General features: G+C 73.3%; 12 protein-coding genes and 1 pseudogene. 11 read left to right on the plus strand and 2 right to left on the minus strand.

The features are described 5' to 3' along the window. Positions 1-157 precede the first annotated feature (157 nt). A complete protein-coding gene (locus tag ACIP4P_RS06510) occupies positions 158-3,085 on the minus strand; it encodes a BTAD domain-containing putative transcriptional regulator (RefSeq protein WP_400915403.1) in 2,928 nt (975 codons plus the stop codon). Positions 3,086-3,815: 730 nt separating this feature from the next. Between ACIP4P_RS06510 and ACIP4P_RS06515 the strand changes: the two are divergent. From ACIP4P_RS06515 to ACIP4P_RS06560, 10 genes and pseudogenes are all read left to right on the plus strand, one after another. Continuing rightward, positions 3,816-3,926 (plus strand): annotated as a pseudogene (locus tag ACIP4P_RS06515) (helix-turn-helix domain-containing protein); the annotation flags it as partial. Between the two features lie 522 nt (positions 3,927-4,448). Next, the gene (locus tag ACIP4P_RS06520) at positions 4,449-5,876 is read left to right on the plus strand and encodes a sensor histidine kinase (protein WP_400915404.1); all 1,428 of its coding nucleotides are present in this window, start codon (positions 4,449-4,451) and stop codon (positions 5,874-5,876) included. Then, positions 5,873-6,310: a roadblock/LC7 domain-containing protein gene (locus tag ACIP4P_RS06525; RefSeq protein WP_400915406.1), complete on the plus strand. Its 438-nt coding sequence runs from the start codon at positions 5,873-5,875 to the stop codon at positions 6,308-6,310. Before ACIP4P_RS06520 ends, ACIP4P_RS06525 begins: the two co-directional genes overlap by 4 nt. Further along, positions 6,307-6,684: a DUF742 domain-containing protein gene (locus tag ACIP4P_RS06530; protein WP_350517912.1), complete on the plus strand. Its 378-nt coding sequence runs from the start codon at positions 6,307-6,309 to the stop codon at positions 6,682-6,684. Before ACIP4P_RS06525 ends, ACIP4P_RS06530 begins: the two co-directional genes overlap by 4 nt. Next, complete coding sequence (locus ACIP4P_RS06535) at positions 6,659-7,273, plus strand: GTP-binding protein (protein ID WP_400915408.1); 615 nt, start codon at positions 6,659-6,661, stop codon at positions 7,271-7,273. The genes ACIP4P_RS06530 and ACIP4P_RS06535 overlap by 26 nt, the downstream gene beginning before the upstream one ends. Next, positions 7,270-8,604, plus strand: coding sequence for a cytochrome P450 (locus tag ACIP4P_RS06540; protein ID WP_400915409.1), 1,335 nt, complete (start codon positions 7,270-7,272; stop codon positions 8,602-8,604). The genes ACIP4P_RS06535 and ACIP4P_RS06540 overlap by 4 nt, the downstream gene beginning before the upstream one ends. A 127-nt stretch (positions 8,605-8,731) precedes the next feature. Then, positions 8,732-9,814 carry a polyprenyl synthetase family protein gene (locus tag ACIP4P_RS06545; RefSeq protein ID WP_400915411.1) on the plus strand — a complete coding sequence of 361 codons (1,083 nt, stop codon included), beginning with the start codon at positions 8,732-8,734 and terminating at the stop codon, positions 9,812-9,814. 50 nt (positions 9,815-9,864) lie between these two features. Next, complete coding sequence (locus ACIP4P_RS06550; RefSeq protein WP_400915413.1) at positions 9,865-11,505, plus strand: prenyltransferase/squalene oxidase repeat-containing protein; 1,641 nt, start codon at positions 9,865-9,867, stop codon at positions 11,503-11,505. Continuing rightward, positions 11,502-12,875 carry a cytochrome P450 gene (locus ACIP4P_RS06555; protein WP_400915414.1) on the plus strand — a complete coding sequence of 458 codons (1,374 nt, stop codon included), beginning with the start codon at positions 11,502-11,504 and terminating at the stop codon, positions 12,873-12,875. Before ACIP4P_RS06550 ends, ACIP4P_RS06555 begins: the two co-directional genes overlap by 4 nt. Further along, positions 12,872-13,858, plus strand: a complete 987-nt coding sequence (locus ACIP4P_RS06560; RefSeq protein ID WP_400915416.1) for a terpene synthase family protein — start codon at positions 12,872-12,874, stop codon at positions 13,856-13,858. Before ACIP4P_RS06555 ends, ACIP4P_RS06560 begins: the two co-directional genes overlap by 4 nt. A gap of 52 nt (positions 13,859-13,910) precedes the next feature. Here ACIP4P_RS06560 and ACIP4P_RS06565 read toward each other — a convergent pair whose 3' ends face one another. Then, complete coding sequence (locus ACIP4P_RS06565) at positions 13,911-14,492, minus strand: TetR family transcriptional regulator (RefSeq protein ID WP_400915419.1); 582 nt, start codon at positions 14,490-14,492, stop codon at positions 13,911-13,913. Between the two features lie 177 nt (positions 14,493-14,669). Here ACIP4P_RS06565 and ACIP4P_RS06570 point away from each other — a divergent pair, with 177 nt between their 5' ends. Beyond that, positions 14,670-15,821, plus strand: a complete 1,152-nt coding sequence (locus ACIP4P_RS06570) for a serine hydrolase domain-containing protein (RefSeq protein WP_400915421.1) — start codon at positions 14,670-14,672, stop codon at positions 15,819-15,821. Positions 15,822-15,831: the final 10 nt, after the last annotated feature.

Here is a 15,831-nt window from a genome sequence, read left to right on the forward strand (position 1 = left end):
CGCGCCGGGGGCTGGGCCCCGGGGGCGGCCACCCGCCCCCCGGTTTGCACCCGCCCGGGGGGGGGGGGGGGGGGGGGGGGGGGGGGGGGGGGGGGGCGCCCGGCCCGGCGGGGGGGGGCCCGCTCGCCCGTTCCACGGGCCCGCTCCAGGGGCGGGCTCAGGCCTCCACGAGGGCCGCGAGCTTCGCCACCAGCCGCTCCGCCTGGTCCGCCTCCGGCAGGCCGAGCCGGGCGAAGAGGGCCTGCCCGACCTGCGCCTGGGCCAGCCCCGCACCGGGCCGCCCGAGGTCGCCCAGCACCTGTCCGATGACCAGCAGCGCGTTCCCCCGGTCGCGTTCGATCCCCAGCTCCTCGCAGAGCGCCAGCGCCCGTTCGCCCTCGGCCAGGGCCGCGTCGAGCGAGCCCAGCACCCGCTGGGTCTCCGCCAGCCGGAACCGAGCCTGCGCCTCCCGCCCGCGGATCCGGGCCGAGACGCACATGTCCAGGCACCTGGTGTAGCTGGTGACGGCCTCCGGGTACCGCCCGGCCTCGTGCAGGGCCATGCCGTGCACGTACCAGGCGTACGAGATCCCGTGCGGGTCCGCCATGGCGTGCAGGTCGACCAGCGCCTGCTCGCAGGAGGCCACCGCCTCCTCCGGCAGTCCGCTGCGCAGCCGGGCGTGGGCCGCGTTCAGCATGGTCACCAACTCACCGGAACGGTGGCCGAGTTCCCGGGCGAGCTCGATCGCCCGGTCGTAGTAGTCGACCGCGTCGGTGTACCGCTGCTGGAACTGCGCGATCAGGCCCCGGTCGTTGAGCAGCTGGCGCAGGATGACCTTGTCCCCGACCCGCCGGCAGGCGTCGGTCGCCAGCCGGGCGTGCAGTTCCGCCTCGGCGAGCTGGGTGGAGTGCAGGGCGGCGTTGCCGCACACGAAGCGGGCCCGCCCCTCCGCCTGGTCGTTGCCCTGGAGCGCCGCGGTCTCCGCCGCCGTCCGCGCCACCGCCGCGAGTTGGCCGTACGCGACGTCCCCGCTGAACGGGGTGAGCGAGACCAGCAGGTCGACGGCCGTGCACAGCATCCCCGGGTCCCGGCCGAAGGCGCCCCCGGCGGCCAGCGCGACCGCGCTGGTGGCGCAGTCGAACTCGGACTGCACCCAGGCCCGCGCGTCGGCCAGTGTGCCGAAGGCCGGGCGGGGCGTGGTGCCCGCCCCGAGCACGGCGCCCACCGGGTCCCCGGGCACCATGCTCTGGAAGGCCGCGCAGGCCCCGGCGAGCAGGTGGTCGAGCAGCCGGCGCAGCGCCGCGGCACCCGCCCCGCCGCCGCGGTCGTCGTCCGCGCGGACGGTGGTGAGCTGCAGGGCGAAGGAGCGGACCAGGTCGTGGTAGCGGTACCGGCCGGGCAGCGGGGCCTCCAGCATGGCCGCGTCGACCAGCGACTCCAGCACGTCCTCGGCGTCGTACGGGTCGAGGTCGAGCACCACGGCGGCGGCTTCCAGGCCGATGCCGGCCCGGGCGACCGGGGCGAGCAGGCGGAAGGCCCGGGCCTGCGCGGGGGTGAGCTGGTGGTACCCGAGTTCGAAGGCGGCCGCCACCGCCAGGTCGCCGGCGCGCAGTTCACCGATCCGCAGCCGCTCGTCGGCGAGTCGGTCGTTGATGGACGCGATGGTCCAGCGGGGCCGTGCGGCCAGGCGGGCGGCCATGATCCGCACGGCGAGCGGGAGGTGGCCGCAGAGCGCGACCAGCTCGCCCGCGGCCTCCGGCTCGTCCAGCACGCGCCGGGGCCCGACGACCTCCCGCAGCAGTCCCAGCGCCTCGTCCGTGTCGAAGACGTCCAGGTCGAGGTGGGTACCGGCGGGAAGCCCGGCTAGTCTCGCCCGGCTGGTGACGATCACGCCGCACTCGACCGAGCCCGGCAGCAGGGGTCTCACCTGTGCGGGGTCGCGCGCGTTGTCCAGCATCAGCAGGACCCGACGGGTGCTCAGGGTGCTCCGGAACAGCCGGCCCCGGTCCTCCGTCCCGGCCGGGATGCCCTGCGGGGGAACACCCAGCGCGGCCAGGAAGCCGCCGAGGACGGTCCCGGGGTCGGCCGGTTCCAGGCTGTTGCCGCGCAGGTCCACGTAGAGCTGCCCGTCGGGGAAGTGCCGGACGGCCTGGTGTGCGGCCCGGACGGCCAGGGTGCTCTTGCCGATGCCGCCCATTCCGGTGATGGACGCGACCGGTACGGACACCCGGTCCGGATCGCCGAGGACGACGGCCAGTGCCGCCACCTGGGCCGCTCTTCCGGTGAAGTCCGGTGTGTCGGCAGGTAATTGAGCGGGAACGGCGACGTCCGGGCCGGGTCTGAGCGGGGGTTCGCCGCCGCTCCCGGGCGGCGGGGTGCGCTCGGCGGACCGCCCCCGGGGTGCCGCCAGCAGCATCGGGTCGCTGGCGAGGATCCGCTCGTGCAGGGTGCCGAGCTCGGGCCCGGGGTCGATGCCCAGCTCCTCGGCCAGCACGTGCCGGGCCCGGCCGAACACGGCGAGGGCCTCGGCCTGGCGCCCGGTCGCGTAGAGCGCCCGCATCAGGAAGCCGTACGGTCTTTCCTGCATGGGGTGTTCATGGGTGAACGCGATGAGTTCCGGGATCAGCAGCTCGTGCCGACCGCCGCGCAGGTCGTGGTCGAAGCGCTCCTCCATCAGCGTCAGCCACAGCGCGGTGAGCCGGGAACGCTGCTGCTCCGCGAACGGCCCGGGCACGCCGGCGAGCGGTTCGCCCTGCCAGAGCGCGAGGGCCTCGGCGAGCAGGCGGCCGCACGCCGCCTCGTCACCGATGTCCCGGGCCCGCACCGCGCCGGTGGCCAGCGCCTCGGCGTGCACCGCGTCCACCGAGGACGGTTCGATGAGCAGTTGGTAGCCGTCCCGCAACGAGACCAGCCGCTTGGGCGTGGTGCGGTCGTCCTCCACGATCCGCCGCAGCCGCCAGGCGTAGGTGCGCAGACTCGACAGCGCGGACTCCGGCGCCGCCTCCCCCCAGATCGCACCGATCAGCTCGTGGGCGGAGACCGCCCGCCCCGAGCGAAGGAGCAACGCCCCGAGCAACGCCTGCTGCTGGGGTGCTCCGGTGGCCATACTGGCCTCGCCTCGGATGACCCGCACGCCGCCCAGCACAGTGAACCGGATGTTCTCTCCCACGGATCCCCACACCCCCTCCATGGCCGGCGCCGACGGCCCCCTCCGTCACGCCTCACTAGTGTTTTCGTCAAACTGAGGACTGTTTATCACACCGGATGGCGCCTTTCACCAGGTCACGGCCATTCTTTTGGAACACCCCCCACCGCGAAATCCGCGCGCCTCCACCGGCGGCCAATAGTCCCCGATTCGATGCGGACCGCCCCTGCCCCGAACGGTCGGAACCGCAGGTGAGAGCCCTTGCCGGAGCGTCGGGTCCGGCGACCGCGAAGCCCCCCGCGCCCCCCTCCGCCGGCGCATCCCGGGCTTCCGGCGGTTTGCCACCGAGGAAAAGGGAAGCCCGGACAGGGACTTCGAGGACTTCGCAGACATTCCCACCACCCCGGCCGATATCCCGGGCCGCGGCCGGGTCATGGACGTCGGCATTCGTCCGCCGCGGGCGGGAATGCCACCGACGACCGGACCGGCCTTCACGGCGCGGTGCCCGCCGGACCGCACAGCGGACGGCGACGCGGAGGTCGGCGAGCAGGACGGGCACGCGGGCGCGGAGATTCCATACCGCAAGGCTGTGTCGTGGCGGAGCTCCCCACCACCACCCCCGGGTGGAGCGACGGGTCTACCGTCGGTCCACCCGGGGGTGGTGGTGGAACTCCACTCGGGATGGCGGGGAGTCGCCCGGCGCTGGGGCTTCGCCAACTCCAGCCACTTCAGCCGCGCCTTCCGCGCGGCCTACGGCATCTCCCCCAGTGACTGGCAGGCCGGCGGCACGCCGCAGATCTGACGCTCCGACGACCGCGGCCGGGCAGTGTGCGATGTACTCCACCCCTGCCGGGCTGCACGAAGAGATCAAGTTCGCGTAAGCTGTCCAGCACTTTGGCATGGTGTTGCCGAGATTTGACAGTGCTCGGCGAGCCCTGGATCCGCCTGACTTCCCATTGCCCTCAACGGAGTTCTGATGGACCTGATTCCCCAGCATCGACAGCAGGTACTGTGCGGCGGCCAGGTCGGGACCGGCGACTGCCGCTTCGTCGGCGAACGGTCGGTCCGTCAGCCGGGGGTCTCCTGACGGGCCATCGTGCCGGCCGTGCCGCGCGCAGCGCCTCGGCGTGAGCCGCGCCTGCCGCTGCCGGGTCAGTACATCGTTCCTGCCCAAGAGTACCGCACAACTTCCGCACGTTTCCGGGATGTTCGCGTCTTCTCCACTGCCCGCAGCTTCCCGCAGGCCTGCGCCCGCTCCTGACCCCGGGCCCTGCGCGGAGTTGCCGATCGAGGCCCGACCACTACCCCCTAGGACCGCTCCCTCGTGACCTCCCAATCAGAACTGGCCCTCGGGCTAGGCGCCCTGGCCGTTCTCATAGCCGTCGTGGCCGCAGTACTGGCGCGATCACGCCGGGGACTCGCCCGGCAGAACCGGGCGCTGGCGGCCTCCCTGAAGTCCGCCGAAGCGCTGGCGCAGTCCGCCGATCAGCGCCGACAGGCCGCCGATCGGGACCGGCAGGCCGCCGAATCCCGCGCGGACGACGCCGCGGCCCGCGCGGCGGAGTTCCAGGACGAGGTGCGCCACCTGCACTCCGTGCGGCTTCCCGCCCTCGCCCTGCACCTGATCAGCTCCCACCACCCGGTCCCGGGGCTGCGCCACGAGAGCCTGGCGGGGTCGACGGAGGAAGAGCTCGTCGACTCCGTGATCGACCTGGTGACCGGCGTCGTGCTCAAGGAGCGCCGTCGGGTGGACGCCGCCGCCCGAGCGGCCCTGCGCGGCACCAGCCAGGACTCCCAGGCGCTGTCGTACCGTCTGCAGACGGAGATCGAGGCCCTGCAGAACGAGTTCAGCGCACCGCGGCGGTTGACGGAGCGTCTGCTCGCCACGGACCACCTCAACGAGCAGAACCTCCGCCTCATCCAGCGGACCGCGATCGTGTGCGGCGCCTGGCCCGGCCACGTGCGCAAGAACACCTACCTGGTGGAGCTGGTGCAGGGTGCCTCGTCACGACTGCGCGGCTTCGAACGCGTCAAGATCAACTCTCGGCTCGGGGCCTCCAACCTCGGCATCGTCGGGCGCGCGGCCGAGCCCGTCGCCGTGGCCTGTGCCGAGCTCATGGCCAACGCGCTGGAGCACTCGCGCGACGACCTCGCCGTGGAGGTCAGCCTGATCCAGACCGGGAACGGCAGCGTCTGCATCACGGTCGACGACGCGGGCAAGGGCATGACCTCGGAGGCCCTCGGCCGGGGTGTCCGGCTGGTCTCCGGTGAGCAGCGCGAAGTGATGCTCACCGAACTGGGCGACCCGCCGTCCCAGGGGTTCGCCGCCATCGGCCGTCTCGTCGCCGACTACGGCTTCCACGTCTCCATCGACAATCCGTCTCCCTACGGCGGGGTGCGTGCTGTGGTGTCTGTTCCCCCGAACCTGCTGACCTCCATCGACGAAGAGGCCGAACCGCCGTCGGCGATGGCGCCGTTGCCTGTAGTGGCGCCCCAGGTCGCCCAGCGCCCGGCCCCGACCCCGGCCGTCCAGGCCGACCCGGGCACGCCGGCTCCCGCGCCGACCGCGGCGGGGGCCGCGCCGGAGCTGCCGCAGCGTCGCCGTCGCGCCGCCACGGCGACGCCCGCCCCGAGCACCGCGACCTCGACGCCGCGGGCGCTGGACCCGGAGCGGGAGCGCAACATCTGGGCCGCCTTCCAGGAGGGCCACACCAGCGGCCGTAACGAGACCGATCCCGAAGGAGAGCAGTGACCGTGCCCGAGAACCTCACCGCGGCGGACCAGTCCGCCTGGTACCTGAACCCGATCACCGAGATCCGGGGCGTGCGACACGCCCTGATCATGACCCTCGACGGGATGGTTCAGGGCAGGTCCCAGAACCTCACGGTCGACGAGGCGGACGGCATAGCGGCGATGACCGCCGCGATGCACGCCGCCGCCCGCGCCGCCACGAACACCGCCCTGGGCGCGGCCGAGAACCTTCCCATCCAGACCGTCACCGCGGTGAACGCGCTCGGCACCTACATGGTCATGCCGGCCGGCGCCGGTACCAACACCCTGATCGCGGCCGCCGGCGACGAGGAGATGCCGATGGGCGTGGTCGCCCACACCATGGCCCGGCAGGCGAAGAAGCTCGGCGAGCAGGTCATGTCCGTTCCGCGCCGCGGGACCGAGGCCGGAGCGTGAGCCGCGGTCAGCAACAACGACGGCTGCTGCCCTCCTACCTGGCGACCGGAAGCAGCAGCCTTCCGGCCCGCAGCACCCTCGATTCGCTGACTGCCCTGCGTGCCACGGGCGTTCCGCCCGCCTCCTACCACACCGCCGTGCACCAGCGCGTCGTCCGGCTGCTCACCGGTGGCGCCCTCACCGTCATCGAGGTGGCCGGCTATCTCGGCTTACCGGTGAGCGTGAGTCTGGTGCTCGCCGAACAACTCGTCAGTGACGGTCACCTGAAGGCCACCGTGCCGCTCCCGGATGCCCTCGCCCCCTCGAACGCCGGGCGCCCGTCGAAGGAAGTAATGGAAGAGGTGTTGAGTGGACTCCGCGCCCTCCTCGTCTGACCCGCGTCCCGTCTACCTGCCCGAGCGGGACCACCGCAGGGTCAAGATCCTGGTGACCGGCCCGCTCGGGGTCGGCAAGACGACGGCGATCAGAACCCTGTCGCAGATTCCGACCCTCCACACCGACGAGGTCATGACGGACGCCGCGGTCGGCACCGACGACCTCAGCCTGGTCGGGCTGCGCAACAAGAGCACCACCACGGTGGCCATCGACTTCGGCCGGCTGACCCTGCCCGGCAACCGGGTGGTCCTGTACCTGTACGGCACGCCGGGCCAGCGGCGGTTCCTGCCGCTGTGGGAGGGCATCGCGCACGGGGCGCTCGGGGCGCTCGTCCTGGCCGACACCCGGCGGCTGGACGAGTCCTTCGAAGTGATGGACCTCATCGAGGAGCACGGTCTGCCGTACGCCGTCGCCGTGAACGTGTTCCCCGATTCCCCCGACTACGACCTGGAGCTGCTGCGTTCGAAACTGGACCTCGCCCCGGACACTCCCCTGGTCACCTGTGACGCCCGTGCGAAGAACAGCAGCCTCACCGCTCTGGTCGAGCTGACCGCCCACTCCCTGTCCCTCGCTGGAGCACAAGCGTGACGAAGATACCCACCGCGGCGCCGGTGCCCCTGTATGGTGCCGAGCACGCCGCGGACCCCCAGCGCAGCTACGACCTGTTGCGCCTCCAGGGCGCCGTCGGCCTCGCCGAGATCGCCCCCGGGGTCGTGGTCCACCTGGTCACCGACTACCGGGCCGCGCTGGACCTGCTCCAGGATGCCGAGACCTGGACCAAGGACACCCGCGGCTGGCTGTCCCAGGTGCCGCTGTCCAGCCCGATCCGGCCCAACGTGGAGTGGCGGGACAGCCTCTTCTACGCCGACGGCGAGTACCACGCGCACCTGCGCAAGGTGATCACGGACAGCTTCGGGCTGCTCGACCCCCACGACGTGCGCATGGTGACGTTCCGCTTCGCCGACACGCTGGTGCAGCGGTTCGCCGACACCGGGACGGTCGACCTCGTCGACCAGTACGCGCGGCAACTGCCGCTGATGGTCTTCAACCAGCTGTTCGGCATGCCGGACGAGTACGGCCCCCGGCTGGTGGACGCCCTCGCGGCCATGGTCGACACCGACCCGGAGCGGCAGGCCGCGGGTGGGCAGGCCTTCGGCGAGTACCTCGGCACCCTCTACCAGACCAAGGCCGAACAGCGCGGCCACGACCTGACCTCCTGGTTCATCGACCACCCCAACGGTCTGAACCAGGAGGAGGCCGTCAACCAGATCCTGATCACCCTCGGGGCCGGGAACGAACCGCTGTCGAACCTCATCGCGAACACCTGTGTCCGGATGCTGAGCGACGCGCGCTACTTCGGCACCCTCACCACCGGCAGCCTGCCGATCCAGCACGCCATCCACGAGGCGCTCTGGCAGAACTCGCCGCTGGCCAACTACAGCCTCCACTTCCCCAAGCGGGACCTGACCTTCCACGGCACCCACCTGCCGGCCGGCTCACCGGTCATGGTCTCGTACGCCGCGGCCAACACCTGTCCGCACGCGGGCGTCCCGTCCGACGGCTACCGCTCCGGCACCAAGGCGCACCTGGCCTTCGCGGCCGGTCCGCACGCCTGCCCCGCCCGTGACCTCGCCCTGCTCATCGCCACCGCCGCCATCGAAAGGCTCACCAGCTACCTGCCGGACATCGAACTCGCCGTCCCGGTCGAGCAACTGACCTACCGCGAGGGCCCCTTCCACCGCACCCTCACCGCGCTCCCCGCCCGCTTCACCCCGCTGGCCCCCGACGCCGAGGGGGCGACTCCCTGGAGCCGGAGCCCCGCCGACGCCGGCCCGGACGCCGGACCGAACGCCGGGCCGGACGCCGCGCCCGCCCCGACGGCGGGCCCGACGGCGGCCCCGCTCGCCGCGAGGGCCTAAGCCCGCAGGCGGTGGTGGTGGCGGCGGACGCCACCACCACCGCGCGCCGACGGGAACCCGTGTCCTCGTTCTGTCCAGACGGAAACCACCGCGACGGCCACCGACCGAAGAAGGAACCCAGGATCCGATGACGGACACGCTCGCCCAGACCGCTCCGCCCGACCTCACCTCGCTACGGCAGCAGGTGGACGCGGCTCTCACCGGCTTCCTGCACGCCAAGGCCGAGGACCCACCCGGTGTCGAGGTGCTCGACCTCACCGACACCCTGCGCACCCTGCTCTTCGGCGGCAAACGCCTGAGATCCGTGCTGTGCCTCTACGGCTGGCACGCCGGCGGAGCATCGGGCGAGCCGACGGCCGTCGTCCGCGCGGCCGCCAGCCTCGAACTCTTCCAGGCGTTCGCCCTGGTCCACGACGACGTGATGGACAACAGCGACCTCCGGCGCGGGACACCCTCCGCCCACCGGGCGCTCGCCACCGCCTACACCGCCGACGGCGGCCCGCAGGAGCGGGCGCAGGCCTACGGTCTGGGCGCCGCCGTCCTGCTGGGCGACCTGGCCCTCGTGTGGTCCAGCGAGCTCCTCCACACCGCGGGCCTCGACCCCGACCAGCTGGCCCGGGTGCTGCCCCTGGTCCACGCCATGCGCAACGAGGTCATGTACGGCCAGCTCCTGGACCTGCGGAGCACCGGCCGGCTCTCCGGGGACGTCGACACCGCGCTGCACGTGATCCGCTACAAGACGGCCAAGTACACCGTCGAACGGCCGCTGCACATCGGGGCCACCCTGGCCGGGGCCGCCCCGTCGGTGCTCGACGCGTGCACCGCCTTCGGCGTACCGCTGGGAGAGGCGTTCCAGCTGCGCGACGACCTGCTCGGCGTGTTCGGCGATCCCGCCAGGACCGGCAAACCGGTCCTGGACGACCTGCGCGAGGGCAAGGCCACCGTGCTGATGGCGCTCGCCGTCCAACGCGCCACGCCCGCCCAGTCGGACACCCTGCACCGCCTGGTCGGCCGGAGCGACCTCACCGGTGAACAGGCCGCCGAGGTACGCGAGGTCCTCGAAGCCACCGGTGCCCGGCAGACCGTGGAGGAGATGATCAGCGCACGGTACGACGCCGCCCGCACCGCCCTGGACCGGGCCCCGTTCCCGGCCGCGGCCGCCCTCGGTCTGCGCCGGCTCGCCGAGGCCGCGACGGCGAGGCAGAGATGACCGACCGCCGCAGAACAGTCACCGCAGCCAGCCAGGGGGAGCACCCTTCCGTGAACACCACCCAGACCCACAGGACCTACGCCGAACGGGCCGGTGCCCTGGTGGCCCGGGTCGACCGGGACGACTGGGGCAGTGTCCGCCCCTCCCTGTACGAGACGGCCCGGGTCGCCTCGGCGGCGCCCTGGCTGCCCGGGGAGTCCCGCCGCCTCGCCCATCTGCTGGCGGAGCAGGCGCCCGACGGCAGTTGGGGTGAGGGACCGGAGCCGTACCGGCTGCTGCCGACGCTCAGCGCGGTGGAGGCCGCGTTGGCGGTCCTGCTCCGGGGCACCGCGTCCGCGCAGGACGGCGCCCGGCTCGCGGCGGCGGCGGACCGGGGGCTCGCCGCCCTGCGCGCGCTGCCGACGGACTGTTCGTGGCCGGACACGGCCGCCGCCGAGATCCTGGTGCCCGGTCTGGTCGCCCGGATCAACGAGCACCTGGAGCGGGCCGCCGCCGAGGGACTGCCCCGGCTCGGGCCTTGGCACGCGCGGCCCCGGCTCGCGGTCCCGCACGGCTACCACGAGGCGGCGCCCGCCTACGTGGCGCGCAAGTACGCGTCGGCCGGTCGCCTCCCGGTCAAGTTCCACCACACCTTCGAGGGCGTGGCCGGGTACCTGCCGCAGGACCTCATACCCGAGATACCCGGGGCGGCGGGCCTGTTGGGCAGCTCACCGGCGGCCACCGCCGCGGTGGCCGCCGTCGCACCCGCCGCCGTCCCCCGGGCGATCGCCGACCTGGGAGCCGTCGCCCAGCGCTACGACGGCCTCTTCCCCGAGGCGGCCCCGATCCTCGTCTTCGAACGCCTCTGGGTGGCCGTCGCACTGGCCCGGGCCGGACTTCCCGCCGCCGCCGTGGAAACCGTCCGCTCGTGGGTCGACCGGATCTACGACCCCGCGGGGGTACGCGGCGCGCCCGGCCTCATGGTGGACGCCGACGACACCGCCATGGCCGTGCTGGTGGCCTCGCTCGTGGGCCGGCCGTACGGCCCCGCGCCGCTGGAGCTGTTCCACAACGGCGGCCACTACGACTGCTACGTCGGCGAGGACACCGGCTCGGTCACCGCCAACGCCCACGCCCTGCAGGCCCTCGACGGCCACCTCCGGCTGCGTCCCGACGCCGGGCCCGGCCACCGCCCCCGGATGCACCAGCTGTCCGAGTGGCTGGTCGACGTGCAGCAGCCCGAGGGGCACTGGCACGACAAGTGGCACGCCTCCCCCTACTACGCCACCGAACGGTGCGTGACCGCGCTCGCCCGCCACGGCGGCGACCGCGCCGGCGCGGCGGTGGACGCGGCCGCCACCTGGACGCTGAACACCCAGCGCGAGGACGGTTCCTGGGGAATCTGGGGCGGCACCGCCGAGGAGACCGCCTACGCCGTGCAGATCCTCCTGTGCGCTTCCGCCCGTTCACACCGGCCCCGGCACGAGCAGGCCCTGGACCGCGCCGCGCTCTTCCTGGAGTCGACGGCGGCCCCCGGACACCGGCACCCCGCCCTCTGGCACGACAAGACCCTGTACGCGCCCGGCGCGATGATCGAGGCCGAGGTGCTCGCAGCGCGCGAACTCCTGCGCGCCCGGCACGACTCGGCGGATCGACGGGCCACTGCCGCGGGCCGCTCCGTCGGCGCCCACCTGCAAGGAGCACGCCCGTGACCGCCGACCTCCGGACACCGTCGACCGCTCCCGGGCGACTGCCGCTCCTCGGCCACGCCGTGCCGCTGATCAGGGACCGCCTGGCGTTCATCCAGAGCCTGCGCGCGCACGGGCCCGTCGTGCGCATCACCGTCGGCCCGAAGTCGGTGACCGTGGTGAACTCGCCCGAGTTGATCCACGAGATGCTCACCAGCAAGGCCGATCAGTTCTCCAAGGGGCTGCTCTTCGAGAAGCTCAAGCTCTTCGGCAAGGACGCGCTGCCGGTCGCGGAGGGCAGGGCGCACCTGCACCGCAGGCGCCAACTGCAGCCCGCCTTCCACCGGGAGAAGATCAGCGGCTACGTCGACTCCATGCGGGAGACCGTGACACCGACCGTCGCGGGCTGGCACGCGGGGGCCGAGCTCGACCTGAAGGCCGAGATGCAGCTGATGGCCCAGAACGTCGTCATGTCGGCGCTCTTCTCGTCGACCCCGGAGAGCGGCGCCGCCCACGCGATCCTGGAGAGCGTCGACACGGTCTTCACGGCCGCACTGCGGCGGGCCCTGCTTCCGGTGTCCGTGCTGGAGAAGCTGCCCACCCGCGGCAACCGGCAGGTCAAGGTGGCCAACGGCGTCCTGCGTGCCGCGGTCGCGGAGATCCTGGCGGAGCACCGGGCGAACCCGGACGCCTACGACGACATGGTGTCGCTGCTGCTGACCGTCGAGGACGGCGACGGTCAGCCGCTCTCCGACGACGAGATCCTCTCGGAGATCACCGGACTGCTCGCCGCGGGATCCGAGACCACCGCGGTCGTGGTGGCCTGGCTGTTCTACGAACTCGGCCGCAATCCCGACCTGGAGCACCGGCTGCACGAGGAGCTCGACGCCGTACTCGGCGGCGAGCCGGTCACCGCGGAGCACCTCGGGCGGCTCACCTTCACCCGCAGGCTCCTCAACGAGACCCTGCGGCTGTACAGCCCCGCCTGGCTGGTGACCCGGCAGGCGCTCGCGCCCGTGCGCCTCGGCCCGGTCGAACTGCCGGCGGGGGCGGACCTGGTGTGGAGTCCGTTCGCCCTGCACCGGGACCCCGACCTGTACCCCGATCCGGAGCGCTTCGACCCCGACCGCTGGCTGCCGGAGCGCCCCCAGCCGCCGAAGGGGGCCTTCATCCCCTTCGGTTCCGGCAAGCGCATGTGCATCGGGGACGCGTTCGCGTCGACCGAGGCGATGGTCATCACGGCGGTCATCGCCTCCCGTTGGCGGCTGCGGCCGACCCGCCCCGACGCGGTACGGCCGATCGGCGAGATCACCGTCCACCCCTCGTCGCTCCAGGTGGCCGTCGAGAACCGGCTGACCGCGGGGCGGCACGCCCACGCGGGGAGGACCGCATGACCGACACCGCCCAGCCCGCCCAGCCGGCCCCGCCCGCCCCACCGGCCCTGCCGATGCCCGACCTCGGGCACTGCTTTCCCGGCCCCTTCGCCGTCAGCCCCCACGCCCACGACATCGAGCGGCAGACCGCCGAGTGGCTCGGCGCCTTCCCGCTCGTCGGCTCCCCGGGCAAGCTGAAGGCCCTGTGCAACATCACCGGCCACGGCATGGCGCGCACCTTCCCGACCGCGGACCGCGAGGGCCTCTTCCTCTGCGCCGACCTCCTGCTGTGGCTCACCGCGTTCGACGACACGTACGGCGAGGCCGCCGGAGCCCGTGACCCGGCCGGCCTGGTCCGCCGGATCGGCGAGTGCGTCCACCTGCTGGCCGGTCACGGCGAACCTCCCGGCGACACCGGCGTGTTCGGTGCCGCGCTGCGCGACCTCCTGGCCCGGCTCCGGGAACGGGCTCCCGGCACGCGGTACCTGCGGCTCACCGCGCACCTGCGGGACAACCTGTTCGGCATCCTCTGGGAGGCCCACCACCTCGACGGACCCGACCCGGTCGGCCTCGCCGACTACCGCGCGATGCGACCGCACACGGTCTTCGTGCGGACCGTCATGGCGGCCGCCGAGGTGGTGCTCGGCTACGAACTGACCGAGCGGCAGCGCGAGTCGGAGGCAGTGCGGGAGCTGGAGTCGGCCGTCGCCGACCTCGCCGGCTGGATCAACGACCTCGCCTCCTACCGGAAGGAGGCGGCCCACGACGGCCCGCCGCCGCTGAGCCTGCCGACCCTCCTGATGCGGCAACACGCCTGCGACCTGGACGAGGCCTTCCGACTGGCCTCGCGGATGTGCGAGGACCGTGCCACCAGGGCCGGCGCCCTCATCACCGAACTGACCGGCACCGGCGACGGCGCGCTCCGCGAGCACGTGGGAGCCCTCCGGTCCATCGCCTCCTCGTACGTCTGGCACATCGAGCACGCCCGCTACCGGGTCTCCTGACGGCCCCCTCGGCGAAACCCATGGACAGGCGCGTTCCGGGCGCCGAACGACGCTAGCGTCGTTCGGCGCCCGGTTCGCGCGCGGGCAGGCCGCGGAGCAGCGTGCCGAGGAAGAGGTCGAAGCGGGGAGAGCCGTCGCCGAGGTCGTGGGGGTGCTCCTGGGCGGCGAGCCAGCCGACGACTGAGGTGATGAAGACGTACCAGCTCTGTTCGGCGAGCTGGGGCGGGACGCCGGCGTCGGTGAAGGCCGCGATGACGGCGGCGCGCAGCCGGCCGAGGGCCGAGTCGGTGTGGCGGTGCGGTCGGGAGAGCCGGGTCGCGTAGCCGGGCAGGGCGAGGAAGGTGTCGTGCATGCCCCAGGCGAGGTCGGCGAGCCAGGGCCGCCACTCCTGGCCGTGGGGGCCGTCGGCGGGGAGGACCCGTTCGACCATCACCTCGTTGACGAGGTCGAGCAGTTGGTCGCGGTTGGCGACCCAGCGGTAGAGCGCGGCGTGGGTGACTCCGAGCCGGGTGGCGAGCTCCCGCATGGTCAGGGTGTCGAGGTTCCCGGCCGCGACGGCGGCGTCGACGATCTGCTCGCGGCTGATCCGTGCGGGGCGTCCCCGGCGGGCGGGGGTCGTCGGGGTGTCGGCCATGGTCAGGACTATACGAGGGCCGCCGTCGGGCACCCGTCACGAGGGTTTGCTTCCGGGGGGTGGACTGGCGCGACTTATTAAGTAACCATTGGTAGATAAGTGGGTCGGCCGGTCGGCCGCCCACCGACACCCATGCCGCCACGGAGCCGGGAGGGCACGACGATGAAGGACAGGACTGTGGTCGAGAACGCAGTGCGGGGCACGGTGGCCGACGGCTTCGAGCCGGTGCGCGCGGAGTTCGCCGCCGTCGCGGCCGAGGAGGGCGGCGACCACGCCGCGCAGCTCACGGCCTACCGGTGGGGCGAACGCGTCGTGGACCTGTGGACCGGCCCGGAGACCACCGGGGACTCGCTGTTCGGCGCGTACTCCGCGTCCAAGGGCGCCGCGCACCTGGTCGTCGCCTCGCTCGTCCAGGACGGCGTGCTGGACCTGGACCGGAAGGTCAGCCACTACTGGCCGCAGTTCGCGGCGCACGGCAAGGGGGACCTCCTGCTGCGCGAGCTGCTGGCCCACCGGGCCGGCCTGGTCGGCACGGACAGCGGCTTCAGCGCCGAGGAACTCGCCGACGACCGGACCGTCGCCGAGCGCCTCGGCGCGCAGCGCCCGTACTGGCGGCCGGGCACCGCGTTCGGCTACCACGCACTGGTCGCGGCGGCGCTCAGCGGCGAAGTGGTGCGCCGCGCCACCGGGTGCAGCGTCCAGGCGCTGTTCGCCGAGCGGGTGCGCGACCCCTACGGCGTCGACTTCCACCTCGGGCTGGCCGCCGCGCAGGAGCACCGCTTCCTCGACGCCCGGCCGATGACGGCGACCCCCGAACGACTGGCCGCCCTGGCGGCCGACGCGGGCGCCCCGAACAGCCTGTCCGGCATCGCCTTCAACCGCCACCACCCGCGCAACCCCGCGGTGTGGGAGCTGCCGAACATCCCGGCGGTCCGCACCTCGGGGACGGCCTCCTTCGGCGGCGTCGCCTCGGCGCGCGGCCTGGCCCGGATGTACGCGGCGGCGATCGGGCCGCTGGACGGGACGCCGCCCCTGCTCGCGCCGGAGACCGTCGCGCTGGCCGGGCAGATCCAGTCCTCCGGCCACGACCTGGTCCTCGGCGTCCACAAGGCGTTCACCATCGGCTTCCACGCCACCGCCGAGTACCACCCCCAACTCGGCCAGGGCTCCTTCGGCCACAGCGGCGCGGGCGGCCAGCAGGCCTTCGCCGACCCCCGCAACGGCATCGCCTACGGCTACACCCGCCGCCGCACCCCGTTCCCCGCCGCGGCCGCACCCGAGAACGACCGCCTGATCCGCGCCCTGTACGCGGCCGCCGCCGCACGATGAGCGCCGAGCT

The sequence above is a fragment of the Kitasatospora sp. NPDC089509 genome (assembly GCF_044749365.1).
Taxonomy (GTDB): Bacteria; Actinomycetota; Actinomycetes; order Streptomycetales; family Streptomycetaceae; genus Kitasatospora.